General features: G+C 73.2%; 16 protein-coding genes. 3 read left to right on the top strand and 13 right to left on the bottom strand.

Annotated elements, in window-relative coordinates; all coding sequences use genetic code 11:
• Positions 1 to 36: 36 nt before the first annotated feature.
• Both ABGB05_RS27680 and ABGB05_RS27675 read left to right on the top strand, forming a co-directional pair.
• Entirely contained in the window at positions 37 to 1,398 is a 1,362-nt protein-coding gene (locus ABGB05_RS27680; protein ID WP_347656847.1) for a hypothetical protein, read from the top strand.
• Between the two features lie 28 nt (positions 1,399 to 1,426).
• The gene (locus tag ABGB05_RS27675) at positions 1,427 to 2,182 is read left to right on the top strand and encodes a hypothetical protein (protein ID WP_347656846.1); all 756 of its coding nucleotides are present in this window, start codon (positions 1,427 to 1,429) and stop codon (positions 2,180 to 2,182) included.
• A 75-nt stretch (positions 2,183 to 2,257) separates the two neighbouring features.
• Here ABGB05_RS27675 and ABGB05_RS27670 read toward each other — a convergent pair whose 3' ends face one another.
• From ABGB05_RS27670 to ABGB05_RS27630, 9 genes are all read right to left on the bottom strand, one after another.
• Positions 2,258 to 3,544 carry an IniB N-terminal domain-containing protein gene (locus ABGB05_RS27670; RefSeq protein WP_347656845.1) on the bottom strand — a complete coding sequence of 429 codons (1,287 nt, stop codon included), beginning with the start codon at positions 3,542 to 3,544 and terminating at the stop codon, positions 2,258 to 2,260.
• Positions 3,545 to 3,850: 306 nt separating this feature from the next.
• Complete coding sequence (locus ABGB05_RS27665; protein WP_347656844.1) at positions 3,851 to 4,663, bottom strand: SGNH hydrolase domain-containing protein; 813 nt, start codon at positions 4,661 to 4,663, stop codon at positions 3,851 to 3,853.
• Positions 4,548 to 5,942, bottom strand: coding sequence for an acyltransferase (locus tag ABGB05_RS27660; RefSeq protein WP_347656843.1), 1,395 nt, complete (start codon positions 5,940 to 5,942; stop codon positions 4,548 to 4,550). Before ABGB05_RS27660 ends, ABGB05_RS27665 begins: the two co-directional genes overlap by 116 nt.
• Positions 5,943 to 6,148: 206 nt before the next feature.
• The gene (locus tag ABGB05_RS27655; RefSeq protein WP_347656842.1) at positions 6,149 to 6,532 is read right to left on the bottom strand and encodes a hypothetical protein; all 384 of its coding nucleotides are present in this window, start codon (positions 6,530 to 6,532) and stop codon (positions 6,149 to 6,151) included.
• 42 nt (positions 6,533 to 6,574) lie between these two features.
• Positions 6,575 to 8,164, bottom strand: a complete 1,590-nt coding sequence (locus ABGB05_RS27650) for a rhamnulokinase family protein (RefSeq protein ID WP_347656841.1) — start codon at positions 8,162 to 8,164, stop codon at positions 6,575 to 6,577.
• Complete coding sequence (locus ABGB05_RS27645) at positions 8,161 to 10,224, bottom strand: bifunctional aldolase/short-chain dehydrogenase (RefSeq protein WP_347656840.1); 2,064 nt, start codon at positions 10,222 to 10,224, stop codon at positions 8,161 to 8,163. Before ABGB05_RS27645 ends, ABGB05_RS27650 begins: the two co-directional genes overlap by 4 nt.
• Before the next feature lies 1 nt (position 10,225).
• Positions 10,226 to 11,389, bottom strand: coding sequence for an L-rhamnose isomerase (rhaI, locus tag ABGB05_RS27640; protein WP_347656839.1), 1,164 nt, complete (start codon positions 11,387 to 11,389; stop codon positions 10,226 to 10,228).
• A complete protein-coding gene (locus ABGB05_RS27635; RefSeq protein WP_347656838.1) occupies positions 11,386 to 11,769 on the bottom strand; it encodes an L-rhamnose mutarotase in 384 nt (127 codons plus the stop codon). The genes rhaI and ABGB05_RS27635 overlap by 4 nt, the downstream gene beginning before the upstream one ends.
• 78 nt (positions 11,770 to 11,847) lie before the next feature.
• Complete coding sequence (locus tag ABGB05_RS27630) at positions 11,848 to 12,882, bottom strand: LacI family DNA-binding transcriptional regulator (protein ID WP_347656837.1); 1,035 nt, start codon at positions 12,880 to 12,882, stop codon at positions 11,848 to 11,850.
• 341 nt (positions 12,883 to 13,223) lie between these two features.
• On the opposite strand from ABGB05_RS27630, the gene ABGB05_RS27625 reads away from it, so the two are divergent.
• Complete coding sequence (locus ABGB05_RS27625) at positions 13,224 to 14,243, top strand: PmoA family protein (protein ID WP_347656836.1); 1,020 nt, start codon at positions 13,224 to 13,226, stop codon at positions 14,241 to 14,243.
• Between the two features lie 64 nt (positions 14,244 to 14,307).
• On the opposite strand, the gene ABGB05_RS27620 is transcribed toward ABGB05_RS27625, so the two are convergent.
• The 4 genes from ABGB05_RS27620 to ABGB05_RS27605 all read right to left on the bottom strand — a co-directional run bounded on the left by ABGB05_RS27620 (position 14,308) and on the right by ABGB05_RS27605 (position 17,648).
• Entirely contained in the window at positions 14,308 to 15,180 is an 873-nt protein-coding gene (locus tag ABGB05_RS27620) for a carbohydrate ABC transporter permease (RefSeq protein WP_347656835.1), read from the bottom strand.
• Complete coding sequence (locus tag ABGB05_RS27615) at positions 15,177 to 16,142, bottom strand: sugar ABC transporter permease (RefSeq protein WP_347656834.1); 966 nt, start codon at positions 16,140 to 16,142, stop codon at positions 15,177 to 15,179. The genes ABGB05_RS27620 and ABGB05_RS27615 overlap by 4 nt, the downstream gene beginning before the upstream one ends.
• Before the next feature lie 235 nt (positions 16,143 to 16,377).
• Complete coding sequence (locus ABGB05_RS27610; protein ID WP_347656833.1) at positions 16,378 to 16,959, bottom strand: TIGR03086 family metal-binding protein; 582 nt, start codon at positions 16,957 to 16,959, stop codon at positions 16,378 to 16,380.
• 86 nt (positions 16,960 to 17,045) lie between these two features.
• Positions 17,046 to 17,648 (bottom strand): TetR/AcrR family transcriptional regulator, encoded by a 603-nt coding sequence (locus ABGB05_RS27605; RefSeq protein WP_347656832.1) that lies wholly within the window; start codon positions 17,646 to 17,648, stop codon positions 17,046 to 17,048.
• Positions 17,649 to 17,960 lie beyond the last annotated feature (312 nt).

Raw genomic sequence — 17,960 nt, 5'->3', positions numbered from 1 at the left:
GGCGGGGCGGGCCACGGTGCCGACGACCGGTGCCGCATGACCGCACGCGACCAGGCGAGGCTGTCCGGACTTGTCCGGAACCCCGCCGCCACCGAGGAGATGCTGGTCCGGCTGGCCCGCGACCCGGCGGTCGCCCGGGAACTGGCCGGCTGGCGGCGGCCACTGCCGGATCCGGTGGCCGAGGCGGTCCTCGCGCACCGGGATCCCGACTCGCTGCTGTTCCTGCGCGGTGACCGGGTCTCCCCGGCGATCCGGGCCCGGATCGCCGCCGACCCCGACCCGGCGATCCGCGACGCGCACCGCGACCTTGTGCGCCGTAAGGTCGCGCGGCGGGTTTTTGTCCCCGTCGACGACTTGGCCGAGGCGTACGGGCGGTCACCCGAGGAACTGGCCCGGGATGCCGACCCAGGTATTCGGGCCGCGGTCGCCGAGGCCTGGTGGGCCGCGCCCGCCCCGGTCCGGATCGCCCTGCTGACCGACCCCGACCCGACGGTACGGGCCGCCGCGTCCCGCCGGGCCCAACCACCGGTACCGGCCGAACTGCACCCGGCCTGCCTCGCCGACCCGGCCACCCGGGCCCACGTCGCCGGCTACGCGGAGCTGACCGACGTCGTCGCCTTCGCCCTGGCCACCGCCCCGGACCACGGGACCCGGCAGGCCGTCGCCCGCAACCCCCGGCTGTCGGCCGAGGTGGTCGCCGTGCTGGTCGCCGATCCGCACCCGTTCGTCCGCGGCGTGATGATCCAGCATCCGGGGGTCGACGAGCGGACCCGGGACCGGCTGCACGCGGAACTGGTCGCCGAGCGGGCCGCCGGCAGTATCGAGGCGCGGGTCGCACTCGAGGGGGACCTCGCCGTACCGACCTGGGTACGCGACCTGCCGCTGCCGGCCCGGTTGTCCTACCTGGACTCCCCGCACGTGGTGTTCCGGCGCGCCCTGGCCACCTGCCGCGACCTGCCGTCCGAGGCGTGGCAGCGGCTCGACGCCGATCCCGACCGGCGGGTCCGCCGCTCCGCCGCGACCCGCCCGGACGTCCCGCCGGAGGTGCTGGAACGGCTGGTCCGGGAAGACGGCGACGGCGGCCCTCTCCGGCCCCGGCTGGTCGAGCACCCGAACTTCCCGGCCGCGGCCTTCGCCCGCTTCGCCGAGGATCCCGAGCCCCGGGTCCGGCGTCTGGCGCTGGCCGGTCCCGATCTTCCTCCGGATCTGCTCGGCCGACTCGCCGTCGATCCGGAACTGTCGGTCCGCCGGGCCGCCGCCGGCCATCCGGGGCTCGACCCGGCCCGGGTCGCCGACCTGCTCGCCGACGAGGACCCCGAGGTGGTCCTCGCCGCCGCCGCCAACCCGGGGCTGCCGTCCGGGTGGGCGTACCGGATCCTGGCCGAGGCGGGGCTGTGAGCGTGGGCCGGTTCGCTACCCTCCGGCCGTGACGCAGTGGGAAGTCTGGCGACAGGACGACAATGGCAACGAGTACCGGGTGGCCGTACATCCGGACCGGATAGCCGCGTTGGCCCAGCTCATGGTGCTGGAGTCCGGGGTACCGCACAAGCAGCTGTACCGGGTGGCCGGGCCGTCCGGGCCGGTCTGCCGGACCAACCGCGATCTCTACCGGCGGGTCCTCGCCGAGGGCCGGCGGATGACCGAGCGGGGGCGCACCCTGGACGAGTTCCTGCGTGGTTGGTGGCAGGTGGCGCGGCCACTGGCCGGCCGGGCCCGCCTCGACCTGGACGAGGTGGCGGCGATGCTGGTGGCCGCCGGGTCGGTCGAACCGCCGCCGATCCGGCCGGAGTGGCGGTCGACCTCGTTCGAGTGGCTGACCGTGGAACCTCGCCGGTACGTCGACTGGCAGTCCATCGTGCGGTGCCAGATCGCCGACCTGGCCGACTTCGCCGACCAGGGACCACTGCCGCCGTACGCCGGGCTGGGGCTGGACGCGCCCCGGCCGGGCGGTCAACGCCGGTGCATCGGGGTGCGCTGGTACAACTTCGACCCGGCGTCCTATCTGGAATGTGGACTGGCCGGCGCGCTCGGCGGTTGGGACCCGGACGACGACGTACGGGTCGAGTTGCCCGGCCCGGTGGTTCCGCTGCGTCCGGAGCCGGGGCCCGAAGAGGTGCCGGTCGAGACGTTGACCTGGGACGACCTGGCCGAGTTCGCGGTCTGTGGGCAGGAGTACGAGTAGGTCACGGCGAACGGCGACGGCCGGACCACCCGCTTCCCAGGTACGGCCGTCGCCGTTTCTGGTGGAGGTGAATGCTCAGAGGACGCCGTCGGTCAGGTTCTGCACCCCGAGGTCGCCGGCGCCGAGCAGACCGGTCACGCCGCCCAGCGCGCCGTCGACGGCCCCGGTGACGTTGCCCGTGGTCCCGCCCAGGTCGGTGACCCCACCCAGGGTGCCGGTCACGCCGTCCAGGTCGGCGACGCCACCGAGCGTCCCGTCGACCGTGCCGGTCACGGTGCCCAGGGTGCCGTCGAGGTCGGCCACGTCGGTGACCCCGCCGAGGGTGCCGGTCACGCCGCCGAGGTCGGTGACCCCGCCGAGGGTGCCGGTCACGCCGCCGAGGTCGGTGACCCCGCCCAGGGTGCCGGTCACGCCGCCCAGGTCGGCGACGCCCGCCAGGTCCGTCACGCCGCCCAGGTCGGTCACCCCGCTGAGGGTGCCGTTGACGGTGCCGGTCACGTTGTCCAGGGTGCCGTTCACGTCGGTGACCCCGGCCAGCGTGCCGTCGAGGTCGGCGACGCCACCGATCGTGCCGTCGACGGTGCCGGTGACCGTGCCCAGGGTGCTGCTCAGGTCGGTGACGTTGCCCAGCGTGCCGGTCAGGTCGGTCAGGCCGCCCAGGTCACCGGCGCCGACCAGGTTGGTCGCGGTGCCGGCGGTGGAGGTCACCGTGGTCGCGGCGAAGTCGGCGGTGCCGAGCACACCGTCGACCACCCCGAGCCCGCCGGCCGCGTTCAGCACGGTCGCGTCCAGGGTCCCGGCCAGGTCGTGCGCCCCGGACAGGTCCACCGTCACACCGCTGCCGAGGCCGAGCACCGGCAGGGCGGTGGAGGAGGCCGTCACGGTCAGGCCGGTCGGGTCGATGCTGACCCCGGCGACGTCGGCCACGCTGACGTCCGCGTCGGTGGCGTAGAGCCCGGTGGTGAACTGGTTGGCGACGGTCTGCACCTGGCCGACGACGGCGGTCGGGCTGACGGCGAGCGAGCTCAGGCCGAGACTCTCCACCGCGCTGAGGTCGGTGAGGCCCTGCAGCGGTACGGAGTCGACCACCAGCGGGATCACGTCGTGGACGTCGGCGGGGACCACGTCGCAGAGCCCGAGGCTCTCCAGGGTGCCCTGCGGGTCCAGCTCGAAGGCCGAGCGGAGGTCGGCGTCGCCGAGCAGGTTGAGCACGAAGTCGTGCAGGGTCGGGGTCGCCTCCGGCGCGGCCGACTCGGGCGTGGTCGCCTCGGGCGTGGTCGCCTCGGGCGCCTCCGGAGCCGGCTGCGGGCTGGCGGCCGGGGCCGAGGTGGCGGTCGAGTCCGCGGTGGGTGCCGTACTCACAGTGACGATCTCCTCGAACGTTCGGCGGGACGATCTGGGCATGTCCGTCCAGACCTGGCGATGACCGTACGGCGGGTTCGACGTACCGGACATCGGGGACAAGCCCGTGTTCTCACCCCGACCGCCGGGGCGCTTCGGGGGTCGGCACGTTAGGGGCTTAGGGGGTGGGAGCGCCGACCGTGCCCGCCGCCGCCTCTCGACGGGCTGGCGGGAACCCCGCTGTCCACGCAGGTGAGCGCGGTGTTGACCGGTGGTGCCCCGAGCCGGGCCGGCACCCCCTGGTGCCGCTCGGGGGTGGGGTGACGTTCAGGGCGTGGTCTGGCCGACCACGCGCTCCAGCGCGGCCCGGAGTCGGGGACCCAGGCTCCGCGCGTAGCTCGCGGTGAGATGCTCCGTGTCCCGGTAGACCAGAAGACCGCCGATCACCGGCGCGCAGCGGTCGGTCGGGCAGATCGCGCCGTTCAGGTCGATCAGCGGTACGTCGTCGAGCTTGCGCACCGCCTCGGCCTGGACGGCACCGGCCCCGGCCGCCAGCGCGGTACGCCGTGACGGCGCACACCGGGTCAACCGGTTCGGGTTGCGCACCGCACACTCCGGTACGTCGATCCCGGGCACCGGGGTGTCCCGGAGCACCACCGTGCGGACCTGGTCGGCGACCAGCCCGGACCAGGTCCGGCGCATCCCCTCGACCAGGGCCTGCTCGGCGGCGCGGCCGGTCAGCGCCCGGCCGCCGACCGACGGCGGGTACCGGCGGCCGGTGGTCAGCAGCACCGTCGGGCGTTCCGGCCCGGTCAGTTCGGTCCGCACGTTGGCGTACCACCGGGCGCAGGCGGCGACCGGACGGCCGGCGCTGTCGGCGACCGGCAGGTCGAGGAAGGGACAGCCGGGCCGGAGGTAGGTGATCAACCGCCAACCTCTCGCCTCGGCGACGGCGGCCAGCGCGGGCACCCAGCTCGCGGCGTGGCTGTCGCCGGCCAGCGCGACGGTGAAGTCGGAGTTCCGGTCACCGTAGAGACAGGCCCGGGCCGGCCCGTCCGCCCCGCCGGAGAAACAGTTGTGCCGGTAGACGTCGGGCAGGTCCGCCCCGGCGTCGGCCGGCTTCGGACTGATCGCGCGCACCCGGGCCACCGGCGCGCCGGCCGGGTCGCCCGACGGTGAGCCGCGTAGCGCGGCGGCGCCCCGCGGCGGACGACGGGGTCGGGCGGGGCGGCCAGACCCCGAGCTGGAGCAGCAGCCCGCCGATCACCACGGCGGCCGGCAGCAGGGCGGCGATCCGCAACGTCTCGACGGGTGACCAGGCGGGCAGACCGGCGTGCAGCGGCGCCTCGACGTACCGGCGGGTGAGGACGGCGAGCAGGACGGCGCCGCAGAGCACCGCCACCGCGGCCACCGCCGGCAGGTCACCGAACCGGGCGTGGGCGGCGACCAGCAGCGGCCAGTACCAGAGGAGCAGCGGATAGCAGATCCGTCCCGCCGCGCGTACCGGACGGCTGGCCAGGAATCCGACCGGCCGGTCGTCGCCGGTGGTCGTACCGGTGTGGCAGGTGCGGGCGAGGATGACGGCGGCGGCACCGAGGGCGGGCAGCAGGGCGGCGACGCCGGCGGAACCCGGTCCGGGGCGGAGGGTGAGGACGGCGACCACGATGGCGCCGAGTCCGCCCCAGCCGAGGGCGGTGGCGACCCGCCGGGACAGTCCGACCGGGCGCAGCGCCAGGATCGCGAGCCCGGCCCCGAGGGCGGGTTCCCAGACCCGGGTGTGGGTGCCGACGAACGCCGGTGCGCCCGGGGCGGCCAGCACCGCCCAGCCGAACGAACCGGCGGTGAGCAGGCCGGCCGCGTACAGCAGGGGACGGCGTGGATCGCGGCCCTCGCGCCGGACCGCCCAGACCGCGACCGCGGCGAGCAGCGCGGGCCAGAGCACCAGGAACTGTACGGCGACGCCGAGCGCCCAGTGCTGCGCCAGCGGCCCGGCGGCGGCGTCCGGGGCCACCGGTACGCCGGCGTCCTGGGCGGCGAGCCGCCAGTTCAGTACGCCGAGCCCGGCGGTCAACAGGTCCCAGCCCGCCTCCGGCCAGCGGGACCGGGGCAGCCCGGTCAGGACGAGCAGTGCCGACCCGGCCAGGACCAGGACGGCGGTGGGCAGCAGCCGGCGGGCGCACCGGGCGTAGAACGTGGTCAGCCCGACCTGGCCGGCCCGGTTCCACTCGGCGAGCAGGGTGGCGGTGACCAGGAAACCGACGAGTACGAAGAGGACGTCCACCCCGACCGGGCCGCCGGGTACGACGTCGGGTCCGACGGCGACGAGCAGCAGCGGCAGGGCGCCGAGCGCGGCGAGGCCGAGCAGGTCGGTGCGGTGACCGGAGTCGGTCCCGGCGTGGGGTCGGGTCCGCGTCGCCATCTGTGCAGCCTCCAAGCCCAGGGATCAGTCCGGTTAGCACCTTCTTAACAGATGCTTTCCTTTTGAGGGCTTCTTTGGCTTTCATGAGCAATGCTCGTTGAGCCTGCTCCGACGACGGCGACCGCGCACCCGGGCGATCGGCGCTCCGCGACCGCGCACCCGGGCGATCGGCGCTCCGCGCCTGGCCGGACCCCTGGCCAGGGGGACTACCAGCGCCAGAACCAGAAGCGGCGCTCGTAACGGACGAGAAGGGTGCCGGCGGCGGCACTGCCGGTGACGACGATGTGCGGCGCGGTCGAGCCCGGTTCGGGGGTGGACGGAACCTTGCTCCTCGCCGTACCACCGGTCGTGCTGACCCCGTCGATGTCGGCGGTCGCGCCCGGCGGTAGCACGATGGTCGTCGCGCCGGCCTGGGTGGCCAGCTCGATGTGGGACACCCGGTGACTGATCACGGCCTGCCGCAGGTCGAGGTGGACCGCACCGGCCATGCTGTGCACGACCAGCCGCCGGGGCATGCTCCACCGACCGGTACGTCGGATCTGGCCGGCGTGACTGCGCAGCTCGACAACCTCGCTGGGGGTAACCGGCACGGCGACGGGACCCGCGTCGTTGCCGGTCCCGTCGCCGGCTCGTCACCGGTCCTGGAGACCGGCCCGTTCGGCGGCGTCCCGCCAGGCGGCCTCGGCCCCGGGCGTCGGCTGGTACGTCCGCAGCGCGCCGGTACGCGGCAGCGTGCGCCGCAACAGCCCGCGCAGCTGCGGCAGCCCACCGTCCAGTACGCCGAGCGCCCGGCCCTGCACCAGCGCGTTGCCCAGCGCGGTCGCCTCGACCGGGCCGGCGACCACCGGCAGCCCGCAGGCGTCGGCGGTGAGCTGACAGAGCAGCTCGTTACGGGCGCCGCCGCCGACGACGTGCACCACGTCCACCGGCCGGTCCGCCAGCCGGGCCGCCTGCCGCACCGCCGACCGGTGCGCCAGCGCCAGACTGTCCAGAATGCACCGGGTGATCGCGGCCGGCCCCGCCGGCACCGGCTCGCCCCGGTCCGTGCAGGCCCGGGCCAACCGGGCCGGCATGTCGCCGGGCGGCAGGAAGACCGGGTCGTCCGGGTCGACCACGGGGCCCAGCCCCGGTTCCCGGGCGGCGGCGGCGAGCAGCTCCGGCAGCGCGACGTCGTACCCCCGGGAGCGCCAGACCCGCAGCGACTCCTGGAGCAGCCAGAGCCCCATCACGTTGCGTAGGTAGCGGACCGTGCCGTCCACCCCGGCCTCGTTGGTGAAGTTCGCCGCCCGGCTCTCCGCCGACAGCACCGGCGCCGGCAGCTCCACCCCGACCAGTGACCAGGTGCCGCAGGAGATGTACGCGAACCGGTCGCCCTCGGCCGGCACCGCGACCACCGCCGAGGCGGTGTCGTGCGAGCCGACCGCGGTCACCGGCAGCGGACCGGTCGCCCCGACCGCCTCCCGTACCCCGGCGAGCAGTTCACCGGCCGGTTCGCCCGGCTGGCGCAGCGGGCCGAACAACCGTTCCGGCAGGCCGGCCGCGTTGATCAGCTCCGTCGACCAGCGTCGGGTGGAGACGTCCAACAACTGGGTGGTGGAGGCGTTGGTGACCTCGGTGCCGGCCACCCCGGTCAGCCAGTAGCTGAGCAGGTCCGGAATGAGCAGCAGCCGTTCGGCCCGGTCCAGGACCGGGGTGCCGGTCGCGGCGACCAGCTGGAAGAGGGTGTTGAACGGCAGCAGCTGCAGCCCGGTCGTGGTGTAGAGCCGGTCGGCGCCGAGCGCCGCGACCACCCGCTCCGGCACCCCGTCGGTCCGCCGGTCCCGGTAGTGCACCGGATTGCCGAGCAGTGCCCCGGTCGTGTCGAGCAGCCCGTAGTCGACGGCCCACGAGTCGATGCCGACGCTGGCCAGGTCGGGCCGGCGGGTCAGCGCGGTACGCAGCCCGGCGACCGTCTCCGCGTACAGCCGGAGCACGTCCCAGTGCAGGGTGTCGAGCAGGCGTACCGGGTCGTTGCCGAACCGGTGCACCTCGGTCAGGTCGATCCCGTCGGCGGTGATCTCGGCGAGCATCACCCGTCCGCTGCCGGCCCCGAGGTCGACCGCGGCCACCGCGGTCGAGTCCGGGCGGGCTGCCGTACCGGCCCGACGGCCCGGTGCGGTGGTGGTGGCCGGCGGCGAACCGGCGGCGGGGGAGCCCGCCGCCGGTTCCGTCGGCGCACTCATCGCAGGAAGGCCGCGGCCACGCCGGAGTCCACCGGTACGTGCAGCCCGGTGGTGTGCGACAGCTCGCCACCGGTCAGCGCGAAGACCGCGTTCGCCACGTGCTCCGGCAGCACCTCGCGCTTCAGCAGCGTCCGCTGGGCGTAGTACGCCCCCAGCTCCGACTCCGGCACCCCGTAGACGGCGGCCCGCTGGGCACCCCAGCCGCTGGCGAAGATCCCCGAACCGCGGACCACCCCGTCGGGGTTCACCCCGTTGACCCGGATACCGTGCTCGCCGAGTTCGGCGGCGAGCAGCCGTACCTGGTGGGCCTGGTCGGCCTTGGCGGCACTGTAGGCGATGTTGTTCGGGCCGGCGAAGACCGAGTTCTTGCTGGAGACGTAGACGATGTCCCCGCCCAGACCCTGGTCCAGCATCACCCGGGCGGCGGCCCGGGAGACCAGGAACGAACCCTTCGCCATCACGTCGTGCTGCAGGTCCCAGTCCGCCTCGGTGGTCTCCAGCAGCGACTTCGAGATCGACAGCCCGGCGTTGTTGACCACCAGGTCGACACCGCCGAAGGCGAGCGCGCCCTCGGCGAACGCGGCCTCGATCCCGGCCGGGTCCGTGACGTCCACCGGCACCGCGACCGCCCGGTCGGTGCCGCCGAGCTCACCGGCGACCGCCGCCGCGCCCTCGGCGTTGCGGTCGGCGACCACCACGCAGGCACCCTCGGCGGCGAGCCGGCGGGCGATCGCCGCCCCGATCCCGGAACCGGCGCCGGTGACCAGGGCGACCCGGCCGGCCAGCGGCTTCGGCTTCGGCATCCGTTGGAGCTTCGCCTCCTCCAGCGCCCAGTACTCGATCCGGAACTTCTCCGACTCGTCGATCGGGGCGTACGTCGACACCGCCTCGGCGCCGCGCATCACGTTGATCGCGTTCAGGTAGTACTCGGCGGCGACCCGGGCGGTCTGCTTGTCCCGCCCGAAGCTGAACATCCCGACCCCGGGCACCAGCACGATCGCCGGATCGGCGCCACGGATCGCCGGGGAGTCCGGCGCCGCGTACCGCTCGTAGTAGGCCCGGTAGTCCTTCCGGTACGCCTCGTGCAGCTCCCGCAGCCGGGCGACCACGTCCGGCAGCGGCGTCCCGGCCGGCAGGTCCAGCACCAGCGGCCGGACCTTGGTGCGCAGGAAGTGGTCCGGGCACGAGGTGCCGAGCGCGGCCAGCCGTGGGTGTTCGGCCCGGGCCAGGAAGTCCAGCACCGCCTCGTCGTCGGTGAAGTGTCCGACCTGGAAGCGGCCGGACTGCCGGCTGTCCGTACTGGCCAGGCCCCGCAGTACCGGGGCGAGCGCGGCGGCCCGCTCCCGACGCTGCGCGGCCGGCAGCGGCTCGTACCCGGGCAGCACCGGCCCGAACGGCTCCGGCCGGCCCTGCTCGGCGAGGAACCGGGTGGCCGCCTCGATGATCTCCAGCGAGTTCGCCTCGCACTCGGCGCTGGTCGCCCCCCAGGCGGTGATGCCGTGCCCGCCGAGAACGCAGCCGATCGCCTGCGGGTTGTCCCGGGCGATCGCGGCGATGTCGAGGCCGAGCTGGAAGCCGGGGCGGCGCCACGGCACCCAGACCACCCGGTCGCCGAAGCAGCGGCGGGTCAGCTCCGGCCCGTCGGCGGCGGTGGCCAGCGCGATGCCGGCGTCCGGGTGCAGGTGGTCGACGTGCGCCGCGTCGACCAGGGCGTGCATCGCGGTGTCGATCGACGGCGCGGCCCCACCCCTGCCGTGCAGGCAGTAGTCGAAGGCGGCGACCATCTCGTCCTCGCGGTCGACGCCGGGATAGACGTCGACCAGCGTGCGGAGCCGGTCCAGCCGGAGTACGGCGAGGCCGCCCTCGGTCAGCGTGCCGAGGTCGCCACCGGATCCCTTGACCCACATCAGCTCGGTCGCCTCGCCGGTGACCGGGTCGTCCGCGCTGCCCTTGGCCGACGTGTTACCACCGCCGTAGTTGGTGTAGCGCTTGTCCGCGCCGAGCCGGTGCGACCGGTCCAGCAGCGCGGTGACCTCGGGGGAGGTGTGCGTGTCCGTCATCTCAGGCACCCCACCCCGCCTGCTGGCCGCCGACCCGCTCGGCGACGATCTTCTCGGCGTACCCGGACCGGGCGTACGCGGTCATCGGATCCGGGTCCAGCCCCATCTCCTCCCGCATCTCGCGCAGCAGCGGCCGGACGTCGGTGTTGAAGGCGTCCATCAACACCCCGTTCGCGCCGAGCACGTCCCCGGCCGCCTGCGCGGCGGCCAGCGCCTCCGCGTCGACCAGCAGCGCCTTGGCGGTCGCCTCCTGCACGTTGAGCACCGAACGGATCTGAGCCGGGATCTTCGGCTCGATGTTGTGACACTGGTCGAGCATGAAGTTGATCCCCGACTCCGGCCGCAGCGCGTCGGCCCTGACGATCTCGTGCATGATCCGGAACAGCTGGAACGGGTCCGCCGCGCCGACCATCAGGTCGTCGTCGGCGTAGAACCGGGAGTTGAAGTCGAAGGCGCCGAGCCGCCCCTCGCGGAGCAGGAACGCCACGATGAACTCGATGTTGGTGCCCGGGGCGTGGTGGCCCGTGTCGATCACCACCTGGGCCTTGTCGCCGAGCCGCAGGCAGTGCGCGTACGCGGTGCCCCAGTCCGGTACGTCGGTGGTGTAGAACGCCGGCTCGAAGAGCTTGTACTCCAGCAGGATCCGCTGGTCGGGGCCGAGCCGGTCGTAGGTGACCCGGAGCGCCTCGGCGAGCCGGTCCTGTCGGGCCCGGATGTCGTCCTGGCCCGGATAGTTGGTGCCGTCGGAGAACCAGAGCTTCAGGTCCCGCGAGCCGGTGGCGTCCATGATGTCGACGCACTCCAGCAGATGGTCCAGCGCCTTGCGCCGGATCCGCGGATCCGGGTTCGTGACGCTGCCCAGCCGGTAGTCGTCGTCCTGGAAGACGTTGGCGTTGATCGCGCCGAGTCGTACCCCCCGCTCGGCGGCGTACGACGCCAGCTTCGCGTAGTCGTCGACCCGGTCCCAGGGGATGTGTAGCGAGACGATCGGGGCGATCCCGGTGAACGCGTGCACCTGGGCCGCGTCGGCGATCTTCTCCTCCGGAGTACGCGGCACGCCGGGCTGGGCGAAGACCTTGAAGCGGGTGCCCGAGTTGCCGTACGCCCACGACGGCACCTCGATCTGCTGGGCGCGCAACGCCGCCCGGACCTCGACCCCGGTCATGCCCTCTCCTCGCTTCGCTCGGTCATGTCGGCCTCCGTGTTCTCCAGCGCGGCGAGTTGTGCGTCCAGGTTGAAGATCTCGTCGAGGACGACGAATCCCTCGTCGGGGCGCCGCCCGTCCAGCCCGACGAAGAACGGTGCCATCTCGGCCTGCCACCTGGCGTTGACCTCGGTGCGTTCCATCGCGGCGAGCGAGGCGGCCAGGTCGGCGGTGCGGAAGTGCCCGACCAGCAGCCCGTCGTCGTGCAGGAAGAGGGAGTAGTCGTGCCAGCCGGCGTCGCGGAGTGCGGCGAGCATCTCCGGCCAGACCGCGGCGTGCCGTTCGCGGTACTCGGCCAGCCGCTCGGGCCGGACCCGCAGGATGAAGCAGACACGCCGCATGGCGGCCTCCCTTGAATGAACCGTTTCAACCAAGCGCCCTCAAAATACGATCGGCATCGTTGAACTGTCAAGAAACGGTCAGTCGACGGGGCGGGCGTACCGGCTCGACTCGCGGACCACCAGCTCCGGTTCGAAGACCACCTGCTGGTGCCGGTGGCCCTCCGGATCGTTCGCCTCCTCCAGCATCAACTGGGCCGCGGTCCGGCCGAGTCGCTGCCGGGGCTGGCGTACCGAGGAGAGCGGGACCGCCGCGGCGGCGGCGAATTCGATGTCGTCGTAGCCGACCAGCGCGATGTCCTGCGGCACCCGGACCTGCTGCCGGGTCAGCTCCTGCAGTACGCCGAGCGCGAGCAGGTCGTTGGCGCAGAACACCGCCGTCGCCCGGCTGGACCGGGGCTGGCCGAGGATTCGGGAGGCCGCGTCCCGGCCGGCCGCCACGGTCGGGCTGGCCGTCTCGAAGCGCCGCATGTTCTGCTCCGAGAGCCCGGCCTCGTGCAGCGCGTGCAGGGCGCCCTGGTGCCGGTCCCGTACCTGTTCCAGCCGCCAGGGGCCGCCGACGAAGGCGATCTGCCGGTGTCCCGCCTCGACCAGGTGTCGCACGGCCAGCTCACCGCCGAGCCGGTCGTCCACCGAGACCGAGCAGACGTCGGTCCGGGTCGAGCGCCGGTCCAGCAGGATGACCAGGACCCCCCGCTCCCGCAGCCGCACCAGTCGCTCGTTGGCGTCGTCCACCGGCGTGATCAGCACCCCCTGGACCCGCTGTTCCTCCAACAGGTCGAGGTAGCGGCTCTCCTTGCCCGGGTCGCCGTCGCTGTTGCAGAAGATCACCGCCATGCCGGCCTCGCCGGTGGCGTCCTCGACGCCGCGCGCCACGTCGGTGAAGAACGGGTTGGCCACGTCCAGCACCACCAGGCCGAGCGTGCGGCCCCGGCCCCGGCGCAGCTGCCGGGCGGCGTCGTTGGGTACGAAGCCCAACTCGTTGATGACGGCCAGGACGCGGCTCCGGGTCGACGCGGCCACGATGTCGGGCCGGTTGAGCACGTTCGAGACCGTGCCGACCGAGACGCCCGCCTGGGCGGCCACATCCCGGATGCTGACCGTGGGTCCCGCCACCACGTCTCCCTCCGTTGCCCGGACCGCCCGGGCTGAAACGTGTCAAGGTTATCCGGCGACCGGACCGACCGTGCTCGTGGCACCGCCAGCGGCGTGGCGACCCCGCCATCGGCGTCCGCCGTGCCCCTCGCCGTGCGCCGACACGGTACGCCGCCCCGCCCCGCCCGGTAGCCCCTTGCCACCGGCGTCAATCGATGCCCTGTCAACGGGCGGCGGCCCGGCGCGACCGACCCGGGTACGCTGTCCGCCGGCAACCGCTTTCCTCCGCGCGTCCGGCGGTCCCGTCGACCGCCACCGGGAACACCAGCGACAGTCGCCATCGAACCGACAGGAGCGGGCTGATGACCGACGAGCCGACCGGACCACGGCTCCGGATAGGCGGCGAGATCGTCGCCGGGTACGTCGTCGCGCCGGAGATCGACCCACGCTGGGGCCCACGCCCGTACCTGCATCCGGTGCGAACCCTGGCCGGGGTGACCGTCACCGACACCCTGCCCGAGGACCACCGGTGGCACCTCGGGGTCTCGGTGGCGCTGCAGGACGTCTCCGGCACGAACCTGTGGGGCGGTCGGACGTACGTCCGGGACACCGGCTACACCTGGCGCGACGACCACGGCCAGATCACCCACGACGCCTGGCTGCCCGACGGCGGCACGGCCGGACCGGTCGGCGTCGAGGCCAGGGTCGGGGCCAGCGCCGAGGCCAGGGTCGGGGCCAGCGCCAAGGGCGGCGTCGAGACCAGGGTCGGGGCCGCCGCCGCGGACACCGGAGGTGAGCCCGTCCCGACCGTTCCGGAGCACCCCGACCGGCCGCCGGCCGACGTCGACGGATTCGCCGAGCGGCTGCGCTGGTCGGATCCCTCCGGCGCCACCCTGCTGACCGAGGAGCGGACGGTCCGCGCCACCGCGCTTCCCGACCGGGCCGACGCCTGGCTGCTCGACTTCGCCTACCGGCTCACCGCGCCCGCCGACCGGGACGTCGTGCTGGGCAGTCCGGCCACGAACGGCCGCCCCGGCGGTGCCGGGTACGGCGGGTTCTTCTGGCGTGCCGCGTCGGGTGAGGTGTCGACCTTCACCGCCTCCGCCGACGGGGAGGAGGCCGTCAACGGCAGTACGGAAGCGTGGTTGGCTCTGGGCGGTCGCAGCGCCGACGGTGCGGCGTACACCCTGGTCTTCACCGGGTTGGGCGACGGCGACCACTGGTTCGTGCGGACCGGGATCTATCCCGGCGTCTGCGTGGCGCTCGCCTGGCAGCGGACCCGGCGGCTGGCCGCCGGCACCTCACTGCGCCGCCGGCACCGGATCGTGGTAGCGGACGGGAACCTGCTCCGCGAGGGCATCGCGGCGGTCCTGCCGACCTGAGTACGACAGCCACCGGTCGCGGGCCCGTCCGGCAACGGTACGTCGGACGGACCCGCGAGGGTGCTCAACCCTTCAGACCGGAGGTGGCGATCCCCTCCACCAGGTAACGCTGGAAGGCCAGGAAGAACAGGATCACCGGGATGATGCTCAGCACCGACATCGCGAACATCGGGCCGAACGCCGACTCGCTGGTCTGGTCGATGAACAACCGCAACGCCAGCGGCAGCGTGTACGACTCCGGGTCGTTCAGGTACACCAGTTGACTGAAGAAGTCGTTCCAGGTCCAGATGAAGGTGAAGATGGCGGTGGTGACCAGCGCCGGCTTGAGCAGCGGCAGGATGACGTACCGGAAGGTGAGCACCGGTCCGCAACCGTCGATCGCGGCGGCGTCGTCCAGTTCCCGGGGCAGGCCCCGGATGAACTGCACCATCAGGAAGACGAAAAACGCGTCGGTGGCGAGCAGCTTCGGCAGGATCAGCGGCACGAAGGTGCCGACCAGGTCCAGCTTCTGGAAGATCGTGTACTGCGGGATCAGCACCACGTGGTACGGCAACATGATGGTGAGCAGGGTGAACGCGAACAACGGTCCGCGTAGCCGGAACCGCAGTCGGGCGAAGGCGTACGCGGCCAGCGCGCAGGAGACCAGGTTGCCGATCACCGAGCCGGCCGCGACCAGCACCGAGTTGGTGAAGAACCGCCAGATGCCGATCCCGGCGATGCCGTCCAGCGCGGCGGAGTAGTTCTCCGGCGCCAACCGGCTGGGCAGCAGGCTCAGACTGGACAGGATCTCGTCGGTCGGCTTGACCGAGGTGGCGACCAGCCAGACCACCGGATAGAGCAGCAACGCCAGGACGGCGATGATCAGCGTGTGCCAGCCGATCCCCCGCAGCCGGGTTCCCGTACGGCCGGCGGTGCGGCCGCTGGTCAAGGTGGTCACCTGTCCTCCCCCGAGTAGAAGACCCAGCGGCGGGACGTGCCGAAGAACAGGGCCGTGATGATGGCGATGACGAGCAGCAGCAGCCAGGCCATGGCCGAGGCGTAGCCCATCCGGAACTGGGCGAAGCCGCGCTCGTAGAGGTAGAGCGTGTAGAACAGCGTCGAGTTGCTCGGGCCGCCCCGCCCGCCGCTGACGATGAACGCCGGGGTGAACGCCTGGAAGGCGTGGATGGTCTCCAGCACCAGGTTGAACAGGATGATCGGGGAGAGCATCGGCAGGGTCACCGAGCGGAACGTCCGCCAGCGTCCCGCGCCGTCCACGGCCGAGGCGTCGTACAGTTCGGTCGGGATCTGCTTGAGCCCGGCCAGGAAGATCACCATCGGGGCGCCGAACTGCCAGACGGCCAGGATGATCAGCACCCAGAGCGCGTAGTCGGGCTCGTTGATCCAGCCACCGGTGTCCCAGCCGAACGTCCCGGTGACCGAGTCGACCACCCCGCTGTCGGTGAACATCGCCCGCCAGACCAGCGCGATCGCCACGCCGGTGCCGAGCAGCGACGGCGCGTAGAACGCCGACCGGTAGAAGCCCTGTCCGCGCCGGTTGCGGTTGAGCAGCATGGCGACCCCGAGGGCGGCGGCCAGCTTCAGCGGTACGGAGATCAGCACGTAGGTCGCGGTGACCTTGGCCGAGTCGAGGAACCGGGCGTCGTCGGTGAACAGTCGCCGGTAGTTGTCCAGCCCCACCCACTCCGGGCTGGTGAACAGGTCGTAGTCGGTGAAGGAGAGGTAGAGCGAGGCGAGCATCGGGCCGACGGTGAGCAGCAGCGCGCCGAGCGCCCAGGGGGAGAGGAAGAGGTACGCGATGCCGGGGCGGTCGCGTCGGTAACGCGGGCGGCGCGGGGTCGAACCGCCTTCGCCGGTGGCGGGCCGGGGTGGCGGCCGGTGCAGGGTTCCAGTGGTCATCGTCGATATCCGATCGGCTCGGCCGCGGCTCGCCGGGTGAGCGCCCGACCTCGGCGGCGAGGCAATATGAAACCATTCAACAGCCGCCCGAACGTACCGTCGGGGTGATCCGACTGTCAACGGACGCCGCCGCCCACCGCACCCGGCCGGCCGGTCGTGGTCCCGTGGGGGCCGCACGCCCCGGCGCGCCGGTCCGGGCCTGGTCGGGCCGCACGTCTCGGCGCCAGCCCGGGCCTCACGCCTCGACGCGCCAGCCCGGGTCGCGACCAAAGGCGGCGATAAACCGGGCCTGGTCGTCCGCCCCCGGAGGCAGCTCCACCTCGGACGCCGTCAGCCCGCTCGACCGGTACCCGGCGGAGCGCCCGGTGAACCAGCGGGCACACTCCCGTACCGCCTCGGGATCCAGGCGGACGACGGAACCGACCGCCACCGACAGGTCCCAGCCGTGTACCAGGCACTCGGCCATCAGCTCGTGCAGGTACTCGTCGGCCGAGGTCGGCCCGGACGACAGCCGTACGGTCCGGTCCCACACCCCCGGCTCGCCCGCCGCCCGGTCCGCCTGGGCCGCCGCGTCCCGGGCGACCGCCGCCGGATCGGTGCCGAGCAGATCACCGGAGAACCGGTCGCCGACCTCGGCCACCCTGGCACCGGCGAGCAGCGGCACCGACCAGTACAGTTCGCCGACCACATGGTTGACCAGCGCCCGGACGTCCCAGTCCGGACACGGCGTGGGAGCTGCCCACTGGTCGTAGCCGACCTGACCGACCTGATCGGCCAGGTGGCTCAGCGTACGCCGGTACGCGGGCAGCAACTCCATGCCCCGATTCTGCCTCCAGACGCGCGGCCGTAACCGGCGGATCGTCACTCCAGCCGGGCACGGCCCTCAGTCCAGCCGGGCGGCCCTCAGTCCAGTTGGGTGGGGGAGAGCCCGAGTTCCCGGGCGACCGCGAGCCGGACCCACCCGGTGAGCTGCCGACGGGGGATCACCCGTTCGTGTACCGCCAACTGCACCGCGAGCCCGTCGATCAGCGCGTTGATCCGCCAGGCGGCCCCGGCCGGATCGTCGCAGCTGAACACCCCCTCGGCCACTCCGGCGGCGATGACCTCGCCGAGCCCCTCCCGCCGTCGCAGGTCGAGCCGGCGGGACACCTTCTCCAGTTCCGGCGTACGCAGCGACTCGGACCAGCCGTCGATCCACATCGCCCAGGACCGCGAGCGGCCCGGCGGAGCGTACAGCCGGAGCAGCTTCTTGAGCTTGCCCAACGGAGTGGCGGTGCACCGGAGCACCGCGTCGAGCCGACCGAGATCCTGCTCGGCCGCGTACGCGAACGCCTGCGCGACGAGTCGTTCCTTGGTGGCGAAGTGGTAGAACACCAACGCCTGGCTGACCCCGGCGGCCTGTGCCACGTCGGCGGTGCGGGTGTTCGCCAGACCCCGGGTCGCGATCACCTCACAGGCGGTACGCAGCAGCGCATCCAGCCGCACCTCGGCCGCACGTCTCGTCACGCGGTTACCGTAGCCCATCTCGGCGCGCACAATAAGCTACCAACACGTCGGATAAGTTACCAACATCGTAAATATCGGGGCGCTGTCCCTCGAACGGTGGAGCCGGGCGACGGACCGACCGCGCTCCCTTGCCAGGAAGGCCCCCACCGACACCTCCGGGTCAGGAAATGCCCCTTCCCCACACATCGGACCGCCGCCCGCCGTGGCGAACGACCGCCGGACCTGTCTCGTCGACCGCCCGACCTGCGGAGTTGACCGTTCGTCCCGGGTGGCGACCGTTCGTCCCGGCCGGGCAACCGTCCGGCCCACGAA

Source organism: Plantactinospora sp. B5E13 (assembly GCF_039871775.1).
Classification (GTDB): Bacteria; Actinomycetota; Actinomycetes; order Mycobacteriales; family Micromonosporaceae; genus Plantactinospora.
This window is presented reverse-complemented; position numbering and strand designations above follow the sequence as displayed.

Bases quoted from the DNA above. Each gene is read 5' to 3' on its own strand.
- ABGB05_RS27680 (WP_347656847.1), top strand. From the start codon at position 37: ATGACCGCACGCGACCAGGCGAGGCTGTCCGGACTTGTCCGGAACCCC.
- ABGB05_RS27625 (WP_347656836.1), top strand. From the start codon at position 13,224: ATGACCGACGAGCCGACCGGACCACGGCTCCGGATAGGCGGCGAGATC.
- ABGB05_RS27645 (WP_347656840.1), bottom strand. From the start codon at position 10,224: ATGACGGACACGCACACCTCCCCCGAGGTCACCGCGCTGCTGGACCGG.
- ABGB05_RS27635 (WP_347656838.1), bottom strand. From the start codon at position 11,769: ATGCGGCGTGTCTGCTTCATCCTGCGGGTCCGGCCCGAGCGGCTGGCC.
- ABGB05_RS27610 (WP_347656833.1), bottom strand. From the start codon at position 16,959: ATGGAGTTGCTGCCCGCGTACCGGCGTACGCTGAGCCACCTGGCCGAT.
- ABGB05_RS27650 (WP_347656841.1), bottom strand. From the start codon at position 8,164: ATGAGTGCGCCGACGGAACCGGCGGCGGGCTCCCCCGCCGCCGGTTCG.
- rhaI (WP_347656839.1), bottom strand. From the start codon at position 11,389: ATGACCGGGGTCGAGGTCCGGGCGGCGTTGCGCGCCCAGCAGATCGAG.
- ABGB05_RS27615 (WP_347656834.1), bottom strand. From the start codon at position 16,142: ATGACCACTGGAACCCTGCACCGGCCGCCACCCCGGCCCGCCACCGGC.
- ABGB05_RS27660 (WP_347656843.1), bottom strand. From the start codon at position 5,942: ATGGCGACGCGGACCCGACCCCACGCCGGGACCGACTCCGGTCACCGC.